Consider the following 20,357-nt stretch of genomic DNA (forward strand, 5'->3'; position numbering starts at 1 on the left):
CGCTGTTTAGATGTCGCCATCAATGAAACCGCCAGCTTTTGGCGGTTTCATTCCTGATGAATACCCTCCCTCCCCGCTACCGATGAATTTCTGCGCAATGAAATTTTGCGCTTCGAAATAATGCCCGCTACAATGTGACTCAAGTCACACTTTTAATTCTCTTCCGCCCGCCTTGTTCCCGATAATACGCCGCGATGGCCATTAGGGTTTACAGGATGCGGGCAACAAATCTGCATAGGAATACGTTCGATGGGTACCTTAACGGCCAGTTTAATGATGATGCGCTGGGAATTACTGAGCGCTTTTCTGATGTTCTGCACCAGTCAGCTGAATATCGTTTGCCGCCGGTCCAGCCGCAATTCAATGGCCTTTGTTTTCAGCGGTGTCGGCCTGACGGTGACCTGCTTTTTTGTCATGAGCCTGATGGGTATGACCTTCAACGCTGCCGCCATCGCCCATTTCTGGTCCGTCACCAAAGACGTTTTCATGGATACCATGAGTAAAACCCCGACCGACATGCCCTTCTATTATTAATTCGGCCCGTTTCACGCATTCCTAAAGATCGGAAATTGCGCGCTTCCTCGAAAGAGTTTTTGTACATCGACTTTCAATTCAGCGTAAATTGCGGGATGCGCCGCTTCGCGCTGTACAAACTGTTTTCTTATAAAAGTATTCATTGCTAATAGTCGAAGTGCCGTATTAGATTCTCACGCTATAGTTTTCTTAGAATGATCATTACCTTGTTCACTTTATTGCTGCTGATTTCCGCCCTACAGCGGTTCGATTTTTGTCTGAAGGATACTCGATGAATACGCATCACCTGATTGGCGCGTTAGTGTTAATGGCAGGTTCCACCTCGTTGTTTGCGGAGCAAACGGCGGGTATTCCACAAGATCAGGTGAAAGAGCGCGATGCGTTCGTCTCACACCTGATGAAACAAATGACGCTGGATGAGAAAATTGGCCAGCTCAATCTCGTCAGCGTGGGGCCCGACTACCCGAAAGAAGCCATCATGGCGGATATCCGCGCCGATAAAGTCGGCGGCATGTTTAACACGGTGACCAAACCCGACATCCGCCGCATGCAGGATCAAGTACAGCACAGCCGCCTGAAAATCCCTCTGTTTTATGCCTATGATGTCGTTCACGGCCAGCGCACCATCTTCCCGATAAGCCTTGGCCTCGCGGCCAGCTGGGACATGAACGCCGTCGCCACCAGCGCGCGTATTTCCGCGAAAGAAACGGCGGCTGATGGCCTGAACATGACCTTCTCACCGATGGTCGATATCACCCGCGACCCGCGTTGGGGCCGCGTATCTGAAGGCTTCGGTGAAGATACCTACCTCACGTCACGCCTCGCACATGAAATGGTCTCGGCCTATCAGGGCAATGACCCGTCGGCGCCCGATGCCGTGATGGCGAACGTCAAACACTTTGCGCTGTATGGCGCAGTTGAAGGCGGGCGTGAATACAACACCGTCGACATGAGCCTGACCCGCATGTTCAATGACTACCTGCCGCCGTACAAAGCCGCGCTGGATGCGGGTGCCGGGGGGGTGATGGTCGCCCTGAACTCGGTCAACGGTATTCCGGCCACGTCTAACCCATGGCTGTTGCAGGAAGTGTTACGCGACCAGTGGAAATTCAAAGGTCTGACCGTCAGTGACCACGGCGCGATTGGCGGTCTGGTGATGCACGGCGTGGCGCAGGATGACCGTCAGGCAGCCGCCATGGCGCTGAAATCCGGTGTTGATATGGACATGGCCGACAACATGTACGGAAAATATCTCAAAGGCCTGGTGGCTGATGGTCTGGTGACGGAAAAAGAAGTCGACCGCGCCGTCCGTGACGTGCTGACCGCTAAGTGGGACATGGGCCTGTTCGCTGACCCGTACCGCCATTTAGGCCCGGTATCAAGCGACCCGGTGGATACCAATGCCGAAAGCCGCTTACACCGTAAAGAAGCGCGTGAAGTGGCGCGTACCTCGCTGGTGCTGCTGAAAAACGAGCATGAAACCCTGCCGCTGCAGAAAAAAGGCACCATCGCTCTCGTCGGTACCCTGGCTGACAGCCAGCGTGACGTCATGGGCAGCTGGTCGGCCGCCGGTAAAGCCAATCAGGCTGTCACCGTATTGCAGGGGATGAAAGAGGCCATTGGTGATAAAGCCACGCTGCTGTATGCCCGCGGGGCCAACATCACCAATGACCCGGCGATTGTCGATTTCCTGAACCAGTATGAAAAACAGGTGATCAACGATCCGCGTCCGGCACAAGAAATGATTGATGAAGCGGTGAAAACCGCCGAGAAAGCCGACGTTGTTGTGGCCGTGGTCGGTGAAGCGCAAGGCATGGCCCATGAGGCTTCGAGCCGCACCGAGCTTAATATTCCGCAAAGCCAGCGCGACCTGCTGAAAGCCCTTAAAGCCACCGGTAAGCCGCTGGTGATTGTGCTGATGAACGGCCGCCCGCTGACGCTGACGTGGGAAAACGAGATCTCTGACGCGATGCTGGAAACCTGGTTCAGCGGCACCGAAGGGGGCCACGCCATTGCCGATGTCCTGTTTGGGGATTACAACCCGTCAGGTAAATTGCCGATGACCTTCCCGCGCTCAGTGGGGCAAATTCCGCTCTACAACAGCGTGCTCAATACCGGCCGTCCGTTTAATCCGCAAAAGCCGAACAAATATACCTCGCGCTATTTCGATATCACCAACGGTCCGTTGTTCGCCTTTGGTTACGGCCTGAGCTATACCCAGTTCAGTGTGTCTGACGTGTCTGTGTCAGCCACGACCATGAGCGCCAGCAAACCGCTGACCGCCAGCGTCACGGTGAAAAACACCGGTAAACGCAGCGGCGCCACCGTCGTTCAGCTCTATCTGCAGGACGTCACGGCCTCCATCAGCCGCCCGGTCAAAGAGCTCAAGAACTTTGAGAAAATCGACCTCGCGCCTGGCGAAGAAAAAGTGGTGACCTTTACCCTCAGTGAAAAGGATTTGCGCTTCTTCAATGATAAGCTGAAATGGGCGTCAGAACCGGGTAAATTCAATGTATTCATTGGATTGGATTCGCAGGACGTTAAGCAGTCCAGTTTCCTGCTAAAATAATTTTAGGACTGATTTTTGGTTGAGGCAGGAAACTGCCTGCGTAAGTCGTCATCAGTCAGGGGCGGGTCGTTGTTCTCAGAACCCGCCCCTTCTTAAGCGTGCAGCTTTACAAGCGGAGATGCTTCCATGACAGACTCTCAAGATGACTCCATTCTGTACCTGCATTTTGGTACACCACGCCCTTATTGGCGCCTGGGGTCTGACAGTAATGCCCTTGAGTTATCCGCTGAAAAAGGTGTCACCAACGTCGCCGTATCCCTGACCGGCTATCAGGCCGGACGTATCCGCGAACTGACCGGTATTACCTCCTGCTTTACGCTCGACGTCTCCTTGTTTGGCACCCCTGTCTGCCTCTATCTGGTCGGAAGAAAAGTCGAGAATCAGGTCTGGGCCGGTACCGCCTCTGACTTTGAAGATACCGCTTCGGTAGCACATGACCTGGAAGTCGGGCTGAGCTTCGCCGAGCAGGTGGTTTCAGAAGCCAACTCAGTGATCGTTATCATCGATCAGGAGGGCAAAGTTCATCGTTTCAACCGCCTGAGCGAAGAGTACACCGGCCTGCGCGAAGAGGACGTCATCGGGCGCAGTGCCTATGAGCTGTTTATGTCGATGGAAGAAGGCATCGCCTCGCGTCAGAACATTACCGGCTTCTTTCAGAAAGAGCAGTCCTATGAAGTTGAACGCTGGATCAACACCGTCAAGGGCCAGCGGCTGTTTCTATTCCGTAATAAGTTTGTCCACAGCGGCAGCGGAAAACAGCAAAAATTCCTCATCTGTTCCGGCTCGGATATCACCGACGAACGCATGGCGCAGGAGCGGTTACGAGTACTTGCCAATACTGACCTGATCACCGGTCTGGCAAATCGCAATGCCTTGCAGGATAAACTGCGCACGGCGCTTGAAGAACGCGGCGACAATCAGGTCGGACTGATTTACCTTGATCTGGATAACTTCAAAAAAGTAAACGACGCCTACGGCCATATGTTTGGTGACCGTCTGCTCAAAGAGGTGGCGCATGCCATTCAGGACTGCCTGAAAGAGACCGAGACGCTGGCACGGCTGGGAGGTGACGAATTCATCATCCTCAGCACGAACACGTCGGTGGAAGCGCTGGAAGGCATCAGTCAGCAGATTTTGGGCCGCCTCAAAGCCCCGTTCCGCATTGGTCTGATTGAAGTTTACACCGGCTGCTCCAGCGGCATTGCCGTTTGCCCTCAGCACGGTATTGATTCCGAAAGCCTGATCCGCAATGCCGATACGGCCATGTACGTCGCCAAAGAGACCGGAAAAAGCGCCCACTGCGTTTTTTCACCCGAGATGAATAAGAAAGTGGCGGAGTATATGTGGCTCGACACCAACCTGCGCAAAGCGCTGGAAGAGCAACAACTGATGCTCTATTACCAGCCGAAAATCTCCGCTAACGGGGACGTGCTGAGCGTCGAAGCGCTGCTGCGCTGGCGCTCACCGGAGCGCGGGCTCATTCAGCCACAGGACTTTATCCCCTACGCCGAAGAGTCCGGTCTGATTGCGCCGCTCGGCAAATGGGTGATCGACACTGCCACGCAGCAGGCCGCTGACTGGCAGCGCAAAGGGCTGAATTTACGCATTGCCGTGAATCTTTCTGGCCGTCAGTTAGGCAACTGCTCACTGGTGACCGACTTTACGGAAGCCATGCAAAATTCCGGCATGAAGAACTGTCTGCTCGATTTTGAGCTGACGGAAAGCTGCCTGGTGGAAGATGAGAAAGCCGCCGTCATGATGATCAACCAGTTGCATAAACTGGGTGCGGAAGTACATCTTGATGACTTTGGTACCGGCTACTCTTCACTGTCACAGCTGGCACGTATTCCACTTGACTGTATCAAGCTGGACCAGAGTTTTGTGCGCGGCATTAACAACAATACGATTTCTCAGGCGCTGGTACGGGCGATAGTGGCTGTCGCAAGAACGCTGCAATTGACCGTCGTAGCAGAAGGTGTGGAGACACGCGAAGAAGAGCAGCTGATTGATGAAATCGGCGTGGACAGCAAACAGGGGTTTCTGTATGCCAAGCCAATGCCCGCAGACGAACTGGAGCACTGGCTTGTACAGAGAGCAATTGCTTCACCCGGTAGTTTGAACATAGTCTCGCGATAGCCGTCAGGATTGACGGTTACATCCCGGGACAACAGGCATGGGCAGACTAACCGGTTTTACGCAGGGAAGCCGTATGGCGATTTTGCAACATCACCAGCCGTTCCATATACGCGACGTCCTTCTCCTCCAGCGTAAAAGCTGCATCCACCCAATCTTCCGTAATATCCATCAGCTCTGAACGTGAAAGCTGCAACACACGCTGCCGCGCCCGGATCATGGCCCTGATACCGTTGAGCTTTGGCCGCAACGTGTCGATAAACGTACGGGTAGCGATGAACGCGTCGCCCGGCTGGAACAACACATCCACCAGCCCCCGGCTTTCGAACCATTCCGCCGTATGCGACTCGCCGGTGGAAATAAGCTCCTCTGCCAGCCGCATACCCGATTTACGTGAGACCAGCGAGTAACCGCCCATACCGGGAAACAGGTTAAACGCGATTTCCGGAAAGCCCATCCGCGCGGTGTTCTGCGCCAGAACATAGTGGTGCGCCAGCGCTGCTTCGAAACCACCGCCCAGCGCCGTTCCTTCGATCATCGATAAGCTGACCGCACCGACATCAAAACCGCGTGCCGCAGCATGAACACAATCGATACAGGCGCGGGCATAAGCGCGCAATGCCTCACGCTTATTATTGAGAATGGAATCGACGAAAAAGCTCAGGTCACCTCCTACGTTATAAATATTAGGCACCAAAGAACCCGTAACCCAAAAATCAAATCGTAACCCGGAGGCTTTCGCCGCATAGGTCAGGTTCATAATGTCTTCAATTAATGGCTGATTAAAACAAGGGCGGGGGAAGGCTTTCAGCATCATCCACATGACGTTACGACCTTCTTCATAATAGGCAGCTATTTGGGATAAATGCCCGGCTTCGGTAAAGGGACGACACGCTGTATGGTCAATAAGATTCATAGTTAATATCCAGGTTAGAATGGAGTTTTGGGTGAAGCAGGTCCAGCCTAGTCCAGCTCTAACCCGAACTGAATCGATTCGAGTTGTGTGGTAAAAATAATCCTAAAGGATTTAAATAATGTCTTTATATAAAAATGGCCAACAAAATAAATAACCTGCCAGGCTGCGAAATTTTATTCCGCAAAGAAATCCTTCTTCGAAACTTGTTTTCGCAATAAAGAGAAGTGCGCTAATAATTAACTTTTACTGTCTTACGCTTTCCGGCCCCTTTTTAAATTTTTATGAGCACTATCACATTCATCACTGCTTCCCTTTTCATTCTCCTGCCTGACAGCTAAATTGAACTTTATCTCATCCGACCACTTAAGAGTCTATCCTATGATCGAACGCGACACGCCGTTTTACCCGCACCTGCTGGCACCGCTGGATTTGGGATTCACCCAGCTTAAAAATCGCGTACTGATGGGGTCAATGCATACCGGGCTGGAAGAGCTTGAGAACGGCGCAGAGCGCATGGCGGCCTTTTATGCAGAACGCGCCGCCGCTGGCGTCGGGCTTATCGTGACCGGCGGCATCGCGCCTAACCCGCAGGGCGTGGTGTATCACGGCGGCTCGGTGCTCAATCACATGCACCAAACGGCACATCACAAGATAGTGACCGACGCCGTGCATCTGGCTGGTGGGAAAATCGCGCTGCAAATTCTGCACGCCGGTCGTTACAGCTATCAGCCTAACCCTGTCGCGCCCTCGGCCCTGCAAGCGCCCATTAACCGCTTTTCCCCGCTGGCACTGACCGATGAACAGGTTGAAACAACCATTGCTGATTTCGCCCGCTGTGCCGAATTAGCGCAACAGGCCGGTTATGACGGCGTGGAAATCATGGGATCTGAAGGCTACCTGATCAACCAATTTCTCGCCGCCCGGACCAATCAGCGCACTGACCAATGGGGCGGTAGCGCTGATAACCGCATGCGCTTTGCGCTGGAAATAGTACGTGCAGTGCGTGCCGCTTGCGGCCCGAACTTTATCATTATCTATCGCTTATCGATGCTGGATCTGGTGGAAGAAGGGTCGAGCTGGAGTGAAATTGAAACGCTGGCGCAGCGCATCGAGCAGGCCGGTGCCAGCATCATCAATACCGGTATCGGGTGGCATGAAGCCCGCGTGCCAACCATTGCTACGATGGTACCGCGCGCCGGATTCAGCTGGGTGACACGCAAACTGATGGGCAAGGTCAACATTCCGCTCATCACAACCAACCGCATCAATGACCCGCAGGTGGCCGAAGATCTGCTGTCCAGCGGCTGCGCCGATATGGTATCGATGGCGCGTCCGTTCCTCGCCGACCCGGCCTTTGTGCAGAAAGCCGCACAAGGCCGCGCCGATGAGATCAACACTTGCATCGGCTGTAATCAGGCTTGCCTCGATCAGATTTTCGCCGGGGAGCTCACCTCCTGCCTGGTCAATCCGCGTGCCTGCCGCGAAACCGAAATGACGCTGATCCCGGCGCAGTACGCCAAACGGCTGGCGGTGGTCGGCGCCGGTCCCGCCGGTCTGGCCTTCGCCACAACGGCCGCCAGCCGCGGGCATCAGGTCACCTTATTCGATGCCAACTCTGAGATCGGCGGTCAATTTAATATTGCCAAGCAGATTCCCGGCAAAGAGGAGTTTTACCAGACGCTGCGTTACTACTCGCGCCAGCTGGCGATTTTGCAGGTCACCCTGCGTCTGGGTGAAAAAGTCAGCGCCAGCCAGCTCGACGGCTATGACGAGGTGATCCTCGCCTGTGGCATCTCCCCGCGCCTGCCGGATATCATCGGTATTGATCACCCGAGCGTTCTGACCTATCTCGATGTCCTGCGAGATAAAAAACCGGTCGGTCAACGCGTGGCCATTATCGGTGCAGGCGGTATTGGCTTTGATACGGCGGAGTATCTGGTGCAGAGCGGCCCGTCGGCCAGCCTCGACAGCGCGGCGTTTAGCCACGAATGGGGGATCGATCAGACCCTGACCCAGCGCGGCGGCCTGAGCCCTGACGGCCCGCAGGCCGAACCTGCCGCACGTCAGGTTATTCTGTTGCAGCGAAAAACCAGCAAAGTCGGCGCACACCTGGGAAAAACGACGGGCTGGATCCACCGCGCCAGCCTGCTACAGCGCGGCGTAAAAATGTGGAGTGGCGTGGCCTATGAACGTATTGATAACGACGGATTGCACATCACCCGCGATGGCGTGAGTGAATGTCTGGAGGTAGATAACGTGATTATCTGCGCCGGGCAGGAACCGCAGCGGGCGCTGTATGATCCGCTGCAGGCGGCCGGAAAAACAGTGCATCTGATTGGCGGCGCGGATGTCGCGCTGGAGCTGGATGCCAGGCGCGCTATCGATCAGGGAACACGGCTGGCGATGGCGATCTGAAGGCGAAAAAAAAGCCGCGCAGGCGGCTTTTTCATATTCCACAGAGAGAATCAATGATATGCAGCGGTTTTTACTGCGCGCAATATCACAAACTTCTGGTTGGTCGCGATGGTGGTGCAGTTACCGAACAGGCGGCGCAACTTCTGGTAGTAGTCCAGATGGCGGTTACCTACGATACGCAGTTCACCGCCGGTTTGCAGGCAACGCTTGGCGTCGCAGAACATGCGCCACGCGGTATCATCGCTGATGACTGTACCCTGATGGAACGGCGGGTTACACAGTACTGCATGCAGGGTTTCGCGCTCAACACCGGCCAGCATGTTGTTCACTTCAAAATGAGAACGGCTGAGATCTTGTGGCAGGTTGTTCTCGACGTTCACCTTGCTCGATTCCACCGCCATGTACGACTCGTCCACAAACAGCATTTCTGCGTCCGGGTTTAGCGCCAGCGCAGTCATGCCGATCACGCCGTTACCACAGCCCAAATCCACCATGCGCCCTTCAATGCCTTCCGGCAGGTGCTGCATAAAGAAGCGTGCGCCAATATCCAGGCCGGTACGTGAGAAGACGTTGGCATGGTTGGTAATGCGGAATTCGCTGTCATCCAGCGACCATTCGGTGGTGACCGGGCCAACGTTCTGCTCAGGCAACGTCACTTCACAGTGGATCAGGCGGGCTTTCTTCCACGCCAGCGTGGTTTTGGTCGGGCCAAGAATTTTTTCGAACAGTTGCAGCGTGGACGTATGCACATCGCGGGCTTTGGCACCGGCGATGATCTGCGTGTCCGGCGTCACCACGTCGCGCAGGGCAATCAGCTGTTGTTCCAGCAGGGCCAGCGTTTTAGGGATCTTAATGACCACCAGACCCGGATTGATTGGCAACGGCACCAGGCTGCTCTGCTGCGATACGCTCTCTTCATCGAAACCGTTCAGACGCAGGTTATGGCGCGTCGCCAGCTGGCTCATGAAAGAGTCGCTGATGCTGGTCGGTTCGAATTGCTGCAAGGCGCAGGCCAGCGTGCCGAAGGTGTCGTTAAAAATCAGGACAGGACGGCCATCGAGCGCGTCGGTCGTGAGGGTATGCAGCAGATATTCATCCGCAGCTTCCCATGCCTGTAGCTGTGTTGACGTCTCTTCTTGCGGATAACGTTCCAGCTCCAGTTGCAGTCGCTGCTCACCCAGTTCGAGTTCGAATTGGCTCATTGGCCCTCCTCTTTATTCAATTTGCGCTGTTTATCCCTTAAATTGGGCTATCAGTAAAATGTTTTTTCAGTTAAAAAGGGCTTTATCTGCCGTCATTAGGTGTTAGTGGCTGGTTTTCGAAGAAAACCCCCTGCTACCCTGCGGCCCTCCTTTTTGGATCAATGAGAGCTAAAGCAAACAGTTATGCCTGAATTGACCTATCTGCAAGGCTATCCTGAGTCGCTACAGACCCAGGTACACCAGTTGATCGACCAGCAACGTCTGGGTCAGGTTCTGCTGTCGCGTTATCCGCAACCGCACGATGTCACCACTGACAAATCGCTGTACCAGTTTACGCTTGATCTAAAAAATCAGTATTTGCGCAGCTCCTCACCCCTGAGCAAAGTCGCCTACGACAATAAAATTCACGTGATGAAGCACGCCCTCGGACTGCACACCGCCATTTCGCGGATTCAGGGCGGAAAGCTCAAGGCCAAAGCGGAGATCCGCGTGGCGACGGTATTTAAAAGCGCGCCGGAAGCCTTCCTGAAAATGATCGTGGTGCATGAGCTGGCGCACCTGAAAGAAAAAGACCACAACAAAGCTTTTTACAGCTTGTGCTGCCATATGGCGCCCGACTACCACCAGTTAGAATTCGATACCCGTATGTACCTGACGCATCTGGAAATATTTGGTAAGTTGTACTCATAATAAACCACTAGGATGACTATGATTCGCTTTGGCATTATTGGAACTAATTGGATCACCCAGCGTTTCATTGACGCCGCGCACGAGAGCGGCAAGATGAAACTGGCGGCGATTTTTTCCCGCACGCTGGACGGCGCAAAAGCCTTCGGTCACGACTATCCGGTCGAACACTATTTTGACTCGCTCGAGGCGATGGCCGCTTCTGACGAGATTGATGCGGTGTATATCGCCAGCCCGAACTCGCTGCATTGCCAGCAAGCCCTGTTGTTCCTCAATCATAAAAAGCATGTGATTTGTGAAAAACCCCTGTCGTCGAACCTGCGCGAAGCGGAAAGCATGATCGCCTGCGCCACGGAAAATAACGTGGTGTTGTTTGAAGCTTTCAAAACTGCCTATCTGCCGAATTTCCTGCATATGAAAGGCGCGCTGAACCGCATAGGTAAACTGCGTAAAGCCGTCTTCAACTACTGCCAGTATTCCTCGCGTTATCCGCGCTATCTGGCGGGTGAAAATCCGAATACCTTTGATCCGGCGTTCTCGAACGGCTCTATCATGGATATTGGCTATTACTGTCTGGCCAGCACCGTGTCGCTGTTTGGTGAACCGCTGTCGGTCACCGCTTTCGCCACGTTACTCAAGAGCGGCGTGGACGGTCAGGGCACGGTCGTGCTGCATTATGCCGATGATGTTGAAGTGGTGATTAATCACTCAAAAATCGCCGACTCCCTGCTGCCAAGCGAAATTCAGGGCGAAGAAGGCACGTTGCAGATGGAGAAGATCTCCGAATGCCAGACGCTGAGCCTGACCCCACGCGGCGGCCAGAAACTCGATCTGACCCAGCCTCAGCATATCAACACCATGCTGTATGAAGCTGAGACGTTTGCGCTGCTGGTCGAGAACAAGTTCGTCGGTCATCCGGGGCTCGAAGTGTCACGTATCACGGCCAAGTTACTGACAGAAATCCGTCGTCAGACCGGCGTAGTGTTCCCTGCGGATAACGCGGTTTAAGTGTAAAAAGAAAATCACCTGTAGCGGGAGTTCAAAATGAGTGCAGCCAGTCCAAAACCTTTGCTGATTTTGCAAACCGGTCATGCGCCGGAGCCTATCCGTCGCGTTCACGATAACTTCCCGCAGATGTTTATCCGTCAGGGCGACATCGATGTACGGCAGGTGACCGTCGTCGATTTGCAGGCCGGTGAACGTCCGCTGCCACCGGAACATTACTGCGGTGCCATTATTACCGGCTCGCGCAGCATGGTGACGGAGCATCTGGACTGGAGCGAAGAAGCCGCCGACTGGGTGCGTCTGGCGATGTTGCAGGAACTGCCTCTGTTTGGTGCCTGCTACGGCCACCAGCTGATGGCGTATGCACTTGGCGGCGAGGTGGATTATCACCCGCAGGGTATCGAAGTGGGGACCGAGGAGTTAACGCTCACTCCCGCCGGTCATCTTGACCCGCTGGTGTCGCAGCTTCCGGCGCAGTTCACTGCCAATCTGATCCACCTGCAAAGCGTTATCACCCCGCCCGCCACCGCAACGGTTCTTGCGAAAACATTGCATGACCCGCATCAGATCCTGCGTTATGGCCCGAATGCCATCAGTACCCAGTTCCACCCGGAATTCTCCGGTGCGGTGATGAAAACCTATCTCGAATGGCTGAGTGGACAAGCGCAGGACGACAAGGTGAACTACGCTGATAAATTACAGCAGCTTAGCGACACTCCGCTGAGTCAGGGGCTGTTACTCTCTTTCGTTGCCGCACTCGGCAAGCGTCAGGTCTTGGCGGGTTAATGCATCAAAGTGTTTCTGAATGTTTGACAAAAAACACATTTTGCATTATTTTTTGCCTCGCAAAGGGGAGTAACTTCTTCGTCGGATAATCGTCATTACGGTGTCTGGACCCGCGCTTACGCAGCGCTGTCTCAGCCACCCGGTTACCGGGCAACCCTGATAAAGATTCATTCAATGAATCAATCAGAGTTGTAAGTGAGACCTTGCCGGAAGGCGAGGTTTGCTTATAGCTCAGAGAGAGCGGCTAACGTCTTCCGACGCTGGCCGTTTTTTTTTGATGTTTTATCGAGGATTGCGTAATGATGAATTCCGTCGGAAACCCGATGCTGTGGGGCAGTTTTGCTGTTGTCGTGGTGATCATGCTGGCCGTCGACCTGCTGTTACAAGGCCGCAAAGGCGCGCAGGTGATGACCATGAAAAGTGCCGCGATGTGGTCACTGGTGTGGATTGGCCTATCGCTGCTGTTTAACTTTGGCTTCTGGTGGTATCTCAACGGGGAGTTTGGCCGCGAAGTGGCTGACGCTCAGGCGACCATGTTCCTCACCGGCTACCTGCTGGAGAAAGCGCTGGCCGTTGATAACGTCTTCGTCTGGTTGATCCTCTTCAGCTACTTCTCCGTTCCGGCCAATTTGCAACGTCGCGTGCTGGTCTACGGCGTGTTGGGTGCTATCGTCCTGCGTACCGGCATGATCTTCGCGGGCAGCTGGCTGGTGGGTCAGTTCAGCTGGATCCTGTACGTGTTCGGCGCGTTCCTGCTCTTCACTGGTATCAAAATGGCACTGGCGAAAGAGGATGACGGCGAGATTGGCGAAAAGCCGATGATCCGCTGGCTGCGCAGCAAACTGCGTATGACCGATGAGCTGCAGGGGGAGAAGTTCTTTGTGCGCCGCAACGGCTTGCTGTTTGCGACACCGCTGCTGCTGGTGCTGATTATGGTGGAACTGAGTGACGTGATTTTTGCCGTGGACAGCATTCCGGCGATTTTTGCCGTGACCACCGATCCGTTTATCGTACTGACGTCGAACCTGTTCGCTATCCTTGGCCTGCGTGCGATGTACTTCCTGCTGGCGGGCGTGGCAGAACGTTTCTCTATGCTGAAGTACGGTCTGGCAGTGATCCTGATTTTCATCGGTATCAAGATGCTGCTGCTCGACGTGTTCCACATTCCGGTTGGCATATCGCTTGGCGTGATCGCCACGATTTTGGTGGGCACGCTGCTTATCAACGTCTGGGTTAATCGCCGTGCTGACCGCGCAAAATTAGAAAAATAATCGGGCACAGCTCGCAATATCTGACACCAAAACGGGCGCTGAAAAGCGTCCGTTATTTTTTTGCGCTAGATAACGATCACCGGGCGGTATCTGCCGCCCGGTTTACCAGGCTATTTCATACTCTTCACGCCCTGCAGCAATCTCTCCAGCGGATAGACCGCCGCGATCACCAGCTCATCCTGAATCTGTGCCGACGCATCCAGTTGGGCCTGCGCCTGCTGGCGTTCCTGCGCCGTCATGCTTTCGCCTTTCTGTATTTTATCCAGCCATTGCAGACCCAGCTCAGACAGTTTTCCCACCTGCTCCGCCACCGGCTGCACCGGTTTCAGCACATAATTTTGCATCAGTTGCGGTTGTACCCGCGGGGTATTGCGCTGCCAGATTTCCAGCTGCGATCGGGCAGCCGCTGCCGCACCGGCGTCTTTCGGGTTGGCGAGCAGCGCACTGATGTGGTTATCCAGCTCACGCACCGCGTTGCTCTCGGCCGGTAAGGCATCCGCCAGGCGGTTCAGCGGTTCGAACTGGGTGTAGTGACCCGCCTGGAATTTGATGTGCTGACGGGTGTAATACTGCGCCGGTTCCAGCGCCGTGGAGAGAGTCAGCAGCGGCGTAACGTCCGTGCTGTTCGCCAGACGGGTCATCATTCTGGCGGTTTGCGCGTGCTGTTGCAGGCCGACGGACACCACCGACCAGCTGTCGATTTTCGCCAGCCGCTGATACATATTGCCGGTATCTTTGACGTCCTGCGCGGACCACAGTCGTTCCGCGACCACAAAGCCGCGCGGCCAGAGCCGCAGATCCAGAATTTGCGAGGTGATGTTCTCCTGCCACAGCGCCGCTTCGCCACCGAGAATATTTTTCATCCCCTGCGCGTCAGGCACCACCGGCGGCATTCCGGCCGGAACGGCGCTGAGCTGGCTGCCGCTCGCCGGATAGCGCGCATTACCAATCAGGAAGTAGCCGTCAAATTTGCCCTCTTTGATTGTCAGTACCGGCCGCGTATCGCCCATCCAGGTATCCACGGCGAAGCTGACGTTGCCGTCATCCTGCCAAACAATATCTCGCACCGCCCGGCGGCTTTTACCGCCGAAATCGATAAATCCGCGCCAGCCCTCTTTGCCTTCAATCAGCGTAAAGCTGCCGTCCACCGGTTTGCCTTTCAGACGCGGCATACTGAACTGCCAGCTTTGGGCTTTCTCGCCGTCGGCTACGTTTTGGTCTACGCCCAGCGGCTGGGGCAGAATTTCATTGCGGTAGTGAAAAGCCGAACTTTGCGGCTGATCGAGATAGAAACCGGTGGATAAAATCCCCTGATAACCCTGCTGGGCACTGGCGCCGAGCGAGTCCGGCCCCTGCCATGACTGGATGACTATATCGTGCGGTAGATCCGGATGGAAAATCTCGTCCCAGCCGACCATTTTGCGCTGGTGCTGGTGCAAAATAACCTGCAAACGCTTATTGAACGCGGCCTGCAACGCATGGCTGTCGGCAATCTTATTCTTCTGCATGTAGGCCTGAATGGTCTTCGAATTCACCCACTGCGACTCTTTCACTTCATCGCCGCCGATATGCAGGTACGGATCCGGGAAGATGGCGGTCAGCTCGCCGATGATAGTGTCAGCAAATTTGTAAACCTCGTCATTCGACGGATCGAGGGTCGGCTCATGCACGCCCCACTCACGCTCCATCTTGTACGGGCCCGGCGCACTGATAAGCTCCGGATAGGCCACGGCAATCGCCGAGGCGTGGCCTGGCATATCGATCTCCGGCACCACGCGGATACCAAGCGACGTGGCATACGCCACCACATCCTTCATCTGCTCAACGGTATAAAACTCACCGTCGCTGGCCAGCTGTTGGAGCTTCGGATAGTGCTGCGAGGCAAAACGCCAGCCCTGGTCATCGGTCAGGTGCCAGTGCAAAACGTTCAGCTTGGCCGCAGCCATGCCGTCAAGCTGGCGTTTGATGGTGCTGATGGGCAGGAAATGCCGGGCGGAGTCGAGCAGCACACCGCGCCATGCGAAGCGCGGCTGATCGTGGATGGTCACCAGCGGCAGGAAGGTGTTCTGGCCGTCATTTTGCAATAACTGCAACAGCGTTTCCATGCCGTGCAGCGCGCCAAAGCGGGTATTGGCGGTCAGGGTGGCGCCCTGCGCCGTGACCTGCAATTCGTAGCTTTCATCGCTGTCCGGCTTCGGCTGGGCAGCGACTTTCTGTTTAATCACAATCTGGATTTTACTCTGATGGGCATCCACCGGTTGCGGCTGCAAGGTCCAGCCGGTCTGCTGCTCAATCCTGTCACGCCAGCGGCTGACCGCCGGGCCTAAATCATCCCCGCTGACGGCAACGGAGAGGGAATTATCCACTACCCATTTTCCGGCATCCGGTGCGATCTCGACCTGCTGCGGCCAGGGCATCAGCGGCAGATTTCCTGCGGGGGCGGCAAACGCCGAAGAGGTGATAGCAAGGAGTAACGACGAGGCAAACAAGGAACGACGGAATGGCAAAAGCATTGATGAGATCCCTCAGAGAAAAGCAAACAATCGTAGTTCGCTGAAACGTAAGGAATAACTATAGCCTCTGAGCAAAAAAAGACGGTGATTGAGTTAACAATCACCGTCTTTTTTTAACAATTACTGTTCATACTCTGTCAGTTACTGCCAGCCGTAGCGCCGTACGAACCAGCCTTTTACGCACTGGGTCAGCACCATGTAACCGGCCAGAATGGCGATAAGCCAAGGGAAATAGCTAAGCGGCAGCGCCTGCAATTGCAGGAATCCGGCGACCGGCGAGTAGATAAGGCCGATGCCAGTAATGATCACCATCAGGGTCATTACGCACAGCGGCCACGAGGCGCGGCTCTGGATAAATGGCACTTTACGGGTGCGGATCATGTGCACAATCAGCGTCTGCGACAGCAGCCCTTCGATAAACCAGCCGGACTGGAACAGCGTCTGCGCCTCAACCGTATTGGCCTTGAACACCCACCACATCAGGCTGAAGGTCAGAATGTCGAATACGGAGCTGATCGGCCCGAAGAACACCATAAAGCGGCCGATATCACCGGCGTTCCAGCGTTGCGGTTTGGCAAGCTGCTCTTCATCAACGTTATCAAACGGGATCGCCACCTGGGACACATCGTAAATCAGGTTCTGAATTAACAAGTGCAGCGGCAACATTGGCAGGAACGGCAGGAAGGCGCTGGCGACCAGTACGCTAAAGACGTTACCGAAGTTGGAGCTGGCGGTCATCTTGATGTATTTCAGCATGTTGGCGAAGGTTCTGCGCCCTTCGGTCACACCTTGCTCGAGCACCATCAGACTTTTTTCCAGCAGAATAATGTCGGCAGCTTCTTTGGCGATATCCACCGCGGAATCGACTGAAATCCCGATGTCCGCCGCGCGCAGCGCCGGAGCATCATTGATGCCGTCGCCCATAAAGCCCACCACATGCCCTTCACCGCGCAGCACGCGCACAATGCGCTCTTTGTGCATCGGTGTCAGTTTGGCAAATACCGTGGTGGTTTCGGCGGCAGCCAGCAACCGGGCGTCATCCATCGCTTCGATATCGCTACCGAGCAAGATATGGTCGACCTGCAAACCCACGTCTTTACACACTTTGCGGGCCACCAGCGGGTTATCACCGGTGAGGATTTTAACCGTCACACCTTTGTTTTTCAGCGCTTTCAGCGCCGGTGCGGTGCTCTCTTTCGGTGGGTCAAGGAATGCGATATACCCGGCCAGAATCAGGCTGGACTCGTCATTCACACCATAGCCCTGGGTGCGCGATGGCATGACTTTATGCGCTACCGCCACGACACGCAGCCCCTGCTGGTTGAGATCATCGGTGATGCGGCGGATACGCGTCAGCAGCACATCGGTCAGCGGTACAATCTCACCGTTGAGCTGCACCAGCGTGGAAATTGACAGCATCTCTTCCAGCGCGCCTTTGCAAATCAGGCGATGGTTATCAGCACTTTCAGAAACAACTACGGACATACGGCGGCGGTCGAAATCGAACGGGATCTCGTCCACTTTCAGCCAATTTCCGGCGTTGGTCATTTCGGTAGATTCCAGCACCGCCACGTCGAGCAGGTTTTTCAGGCCGGTCTGATAATGGCTGTTGAGCCACGCCAGATGCAGCACTTCATCACTGGTTTCCCCGAGCACGTCGGTATGACGTTCGAGGACAATTTTATCCTGCGTCAGGGTGCCGGTCTTGTCGGTACAAAGGATGTCCATCGCGCCGAAGTTCTGAATCGCATCAAGACGTTTGACGATCACTTTCTGTTTCGACAGCTTTACTGCGCCTTTGGCCAGCGTGGAAGTGACGATCATCGGCAGCATTTCAGGCGTCAGACCGACTGCCACGGAGAGCGCAAACAGCGCAGCTTCCCACCAGTCGCCTTTGGTATAACCGTTGATCAGCAAAACGATTGGCGTCATCACCATCATAAAGCGGATCAGCAACCAGCTGACTTTGCTGATACCGGCCTGGAACGCGTTCGGCTGCGTCTCTTCCTGCGTAACGCGCTCAGCCAGTTGACCAAACCAGGTTTCGCCACCGGTGGCGATCACAATCGCCATCGCCGTGCCGCTGACCACGTTGGTGCCCATAAAGCACAGGGTATCTTGCTCCAGCGGATCGCAATCTACCGGCATCCGGCTGTTGGCCTGTTTCTCGACCGGCAGAGATTCACCGGTCAGCGCGGCCTGACTGATAAACAGGTCTTTGGCGGAGAGAATACGCAAATCGGCCGGGATCATGTCACCGGCGGAGAGTTTAATCAGATCACCCGGCACCAGCTGGCTGATCGGCAGCTCCATGGTTTCACTGCGCCCGGTCAGCGTATCGCTGCGCAGGACGGTGGCAGTGTTGCTAACCATGGCTTTCAGGGCATCGGCGGCGCGATTGGAGCGCGCTTCCTGAATGAAGTGCATCAGGGTGGAGATCAGCACCATCGCGCCAATTACCAGCGCGGCGGTCAGGTCGTCGGTGGCATACGAGACCAGACCGAGCACGGTCAGTAGCAGGTTGAACGGGTTACGGTAGCAGTACCACAGATGCAACCACCACGGCGCGGGCTGCTGATCGTCAGTCTGGTTCGGCCCGACGCGTTCGCGGATAGCATCGGCTTCCTGACCGGTCAGCCCTTCAGGGTGGCTGCCAAATTGCAGATACAGACTCTCTTCCGTGGCACGCGCGCACTGCATGCTGTGTGCGGCAATGCTGGCAGGCACTTCCGGCATTTTACTGCCGTTAAGGCTTTCCTGGATGGAGTCACCCAGCATCGGGTCACGACGAACCAGACGGCGCGGCAAATTACGGCTAAGTGCATCAAGCAGCCGTTGAGTAAAATTTTTGAACATGATTCGACCCTTTGTTGCGTCCACGGTTTTAAAGCCACAGACATGGCAAAGATTGTTACACAGCGGGAAACAAGACAAGGATCGTGCGCCACCGCTTACCATTTATTGCTTTTTTAAAGCGTTAATATCACGGCAAGCAGTAGCAAAAAGGCGGGTGCTTACCGGATCACAACGGACCTACAGAATTGGGGTCGGGTTCCATCAGGTTTTCACCTCCGGTAAGGAACGTTTAGGAAATCGTACCAGTCAGGCATTACAATGCCTTCGGGTAACGTAAGGGTAAGACTCGACTATCCTACAGATATTCGGCGCACGCAGTGTACGCTTATCAACTGCAACCAAACTTAAACCTGATCAATCATTCATTATAAAATAACCATGCAAAATCGCCTGACTATTAATGACATCGCCCGCCTTTGTGGCGTGGGGAAATCCACCGTTTCGCGCGTGCTGAACAATGAGGGCAACGTCAGCCCGTACACGCGTGAGCGCGTGCTGGCCATAATTTCAAAGCACAATTTCAGCCCGTCAAAGTCGGCGCGTGCGATGCGGGGTTTCAGCGATAAGATTGTCGCGATTATCGTCTCGCGTCTGGACTCGCCGTCAGAGAATCAGGCGGTGCGCGCCATGCTGCCCCTGCTCTACCAGCAAGGCTATGACCCGATTGTGATGGAGAGTCAGTTCAGTGCCGCGCGGGTGGAAGAGCATTTGCAGGTGCTGAAACAGCGCAATATCGACGGCGTGATTCTGTTTGGCTTTACCGGGCTGGAGCCCGAAATGCTCAGCGGCTGGCAAAATAAGCTGGTGATGATGGCGCGGGCCATGCCCCAATTCTCATCAGTCTGTTATGACGATGCGGGTGCAGTCAGGCTGCTGATGGACAAATTAGTGCAGCAGGGGCACCGGCGCATCAGTTTTATCGGTGTTTCACCCCACGACACCACCACCGGCCAATTGCGTTTCGAAGCCTATCAGGCCTATTGCGCCGCACATCAGCTGACGCCGCAGATGGCGCTGGGCGAACTCAGCTACCAGAGCGGATTTGACCTGATTGCGCAGGTACTCCTTCCCGGCACGGATGCGGTGATTTGCGCCTCCGATACCATTGCCCTCGGCGCAGAAAAATACCTGCAACAGCAGAATATTACCGGTATTCAGGTATGTGGCATTGGTAATAACCCGCTGCTGAAGTTTCTCTTCCCGCAGACTTTCTCGGTCGAACTGGGTTATGGCGAAGGTGGCGCAGCGGCGGCGCGCCAGTTGCTGGCACAGCTCGGCCAGCAGGCCCCATTAGAGCAAATTATCATTCCCGGTCAGCTGGCCGACTGAGCCACGAATCTCCCCTAAAGTAAAAACTTTGTGATCAACCGCTGAAAACCGGGAACGTTCCCGGACAATCTTCCCTCCCTTTGTCTATGCTTGTGACGTTCTATACCCACTCTTTGCAATAAAATTAATGAAGGCTAAAAC

13 protein-coding genes are annotated in these 20,357 nt (G+C 55.0%); 9 read left to right on the plus strand and 4 right to left on the minus strand.

Annotation, left to right across the window (positions count from 1 at the left end):
- Positions 1–249 precede the first annotated feature (249 nt).
- The 3 genes from ACZRKO_RS16850 to pdeR all read left to right on the plus strand — a co-directional run bounded on the left by ACZRKO_RS16850 (position 250) and on the right by pdeR (position 5,239).
- On the plus strand, positions 250–534 hold the full coding sequence (locus ACZRKO_RS16850; protein ID WP_463738395.1) for a YjcB family protein: 285 nt from the start codon (positions 250–252) through the stop codon (positions 532–534).
- Between the two features lie 271 nt (positions 535–805).
- Complete coding sequence (bglX, locus tag ACZRKO_RS16855; protein WP_463738396.1) at positions 806–3,103, plus strand: beta-glucosidase BglX; 2,298 nt, start codon at positions 806–808, stop codon at positions 3,101–3,103.
- 126 nt (positions 3,104–3,229) lie between these two features.
- Positions 3,230–5,239: a cyclic di-GMP phosphodiesterase gene (gene pdeR / locus ACZRKO_RS16860; RefSeq protein ID WP_463738397.1), complete on the plus strand. Its 2,010-nt coding sequence runs from the start codon at positions 3,230–3,232 to the stop codon at positions 5,237–5,239.
- A 46-nt stretch (positions 5,240–5,285) separates the two neighbouring features.
- Here the strand turns inward: pdeR and ACZRKO_RS16865 are convergent, their stop codons facing one another.
- Entirely contained in the window at positions 5,286–6,152 is an 867-nt protein-coding gene (locus ACZRKO_RS16865) for a crotonase/enoyl-CoA hydratase family protein (RefSeq protein WP_463738398.1), read from the minus strand.
- Between the two features lie 378 nt (positions 6,153–6,530).
- Here ACZRKO_RS16865 and ACZRKO_RS16870 point away from each other — a divergent pair, with 378 nt between their 5' ends.
- Positions 6,531–8,567 carry an oxidoreductase gene (locus ACZRKO_RS16870; RefSeq protein WP_463738399.1) on the plus strand — a complete coding sequence of 679 codons (2,037 nt, stop codon included), beginning with the start codon at positions 6,531–6,533 and terminating at the stop codon, positions 8,565–8,567.
- Between the two features lie 50 nt (positions 8,568–8,617).
- Here the strand turns inward: ACZRKO_RS16870 and rlmG are convergent, their stop codons facing one another.
- Positions 8,618–9,769, minus strand: a complete 1,152-nt coding sequence (gene rlmG / locus ACZRKO_RS16875) for a 23S rRNA (guanine(1835)-N(2))-methyltransferase RlmG (RefSeq protein ID WP_463738400.1) — start codon at positions 9,767–9,769, stop codon at positions 8,618–8,620.
- Between the two features lie 183 nt (positions 9,770–9,952).
- Here rlmG and ACZRKO_RS16880 point away from each other — a divergent pair, with 183 nt between their 5' ends.
- The 4 genes from ACZRKO_RS16880 (at position 9,953) to ACZRKO_RS16895 (ending at position 13,518) form a co-directional block, all read left to right on the plus strand.
- A complete protein-coding gene (locus tag ACZRKO_RS16880) occupies positions 9,953–10,459 on the plus strand; it encodes a M48 metallopeptidase family protein (protein WP_463738401.1) in 507 nt (168 codons plus the stop codon).
- An 18-nt stretch (positions 10,460–10,477) separates the two neighbouring features.
- Positions 10,478–11,464: a Gfo/Idh/MocA family protein gene (locus ACZRKO_RS16885; RefSeq protein ID WP_463738525.1), complete on the plus strand. Its 987-nt coding sequence runs from the start codon at positions 10,478–10,480 to the stop codon at positions 11,462–11,464.
- A 36-nt stretch (positions 11,465–11,500) separates the two neighbouring features.
- Complete coding sequence (locus tag ACZRKO_RS16890; RefSeq protein ID WP_463738402.1) at positions 11,501–12,247, plus strand: glutamine amidotransferase; 747 nt, start codon at positions 11,501–11,503, stop codon at positions 12,245–12,247.
- A gap of 299 nt (positions 12,248–12,546) precedes the next feature.
- Positions 12,547–13,518, plus strand: coding sequence for a TerC family protein (locus ACZRKO_RS16895; RefSeq protein WP_459175846.1), 972 nt, complete (start codon positions 12,547–12,549; stop codon positions 13,516–13,518).
- Positions 13,519–13,628: 110 nt separating this feature from the next.
- Here the strand turns inward: ACZRKO_RS16895 and ACZRKO_RS16900 are convergent, their stop codons facing one another.
- Together ACZRKO_RS16900 and mgtA are read right to left on the minus strand one after the other, a co-directional pair.
- Positions 13,629–16,031, minus strand: a complete 2,403-nt coding sequence (locus tag ACZRKO_RS16900; protein ID WP_463738403.1) for a beta-N-acetylhexosaminidase — start codon at positions 16,029–16,031, stop codon at positions 13,629–13,631.
- A gap of 141 nt (positions 16,032–16,172) precedes the next feature.
- Positions 16,173–18,887 (minus strand): magnesium-translocating P-type ATPase, encoded by a 2,715-nt coding sequence (gene mgtA, locus ACZRKO_RS16905; RefSeq protein ID WP_463738404.1) that lies wholly within the window; start codon positions 18,885–18,887, stop codon positions 16,173–16,175.
- Between the two features lie 378 nt (positions 18,888–19,265).
- Between mgtA and treR the strand changes: the two genes are divergently transcribed.
- Positions 19,266–20,216 (plus strand): trehalose operon repressor TreR, encoded by a 951-nt coding sequence (gene treR, locus ACZRKO_RS16910; protein WP_463738405.1) that lies wholly within the window; start codon positions 19,266–19,268, stop codon positions 20,214–20,216.
- The last annotated feature ends 141 nt before the right edge of the window (positions 20,217–20,357 follow it).

Source organism: Ewingella sp. C233 (assembly GCF_055407225.1).

Bases quoted from the DNA above. Each gene is read 5' to 3' on its own strand.
- ACZRKO_RS16850 (WP_463738395.1), top strand. From the start codon at position 250: ATGGGTACCTTAACGGCCAGTTTAATGATGATGCGCTGGGAATTACTG.
- bglX (WP_463738396.1), top strand. From the start codon at position 806: ATGAATACGCATCACCTGATTGGCGCGTTAGTGTTAATGGCAGGTTCC.
- pdeR (WP_463738397.1), top strand. From the start codon at position 3,230: ATGACAGACTCTCAAGATGACTCCATTCTGTACCTGCATTTTGGTACA.
- ACZRKO_RS16865 (WP_463738398.1), bottom strand. From the start codon at position 6,152: ATGAATCTTATTGACCATACAGCGTGTCGTCCCTTTACCGAAGCCGGG.
- ACZRKO_RS16870 (WP_463738399.1), top strand. From the start codon at position 6,531: ATGATCGAACGCGACACGCCGTTTTACCCGCACCTGCTGGCACCGCTG.
- rlmG (WP_463738400.1), bottom strand. From the start codon at position 9,769: ATGAGCCAATTCGAACTCGAACTGGGTGAGCAGCGACTGCAACTGGAG.
- ACZRKO_RS16880 (WP_463738401.1), top strand. From the start codon at position 9,953: ATGCCTGAATTGACCTATCTGCAAGGCTATCCTGAGTCGCTACAGACC.
- ACZRKO_RS16885 (WP_463738525.1), top strand. From the start codon at position 10,478: ATGATTCGCTTTGGCATTATTGGAACTAATTGGATCACCCAGCGTTTC.
- ACZRKO_RS16890 (WP_463738402.1), top strand. From the start codon at position 11,501: ATGAGTGCAGCCAGTCCAAAACCTTTGCTGATTTTGCAAACCGGTCAT.
- ACZRKO_RS16895 (WP_459175846.1), top strand. From the start codon at position 12,547: ATGATGAATTCCGTCGGAAACCCGATGCTGTGGGGCAGTTTTGCTGTT.
- ACZRKO_RS16900 (WP_463738403.1), bottom strand. From the start codon at position 16,031: ATGCTTTTGCCATTCCGTCGTTCCTTGTTTGCCTCGTCGTTACTCCTT.
- mgtA (WP_463738404.1), bottom strand. From the start codon at position 18,887: ATGTTCAAAAATTTTACTCAACGGCTGCTTGATGCACTTAGCCGTAAT.
- treR (WP_463738405.1), top strand. From the start codon at position 19,266: ATGCAAAATCGCCTGACTATTAATGACATCGCCCGCCTTTGTGGCGTG.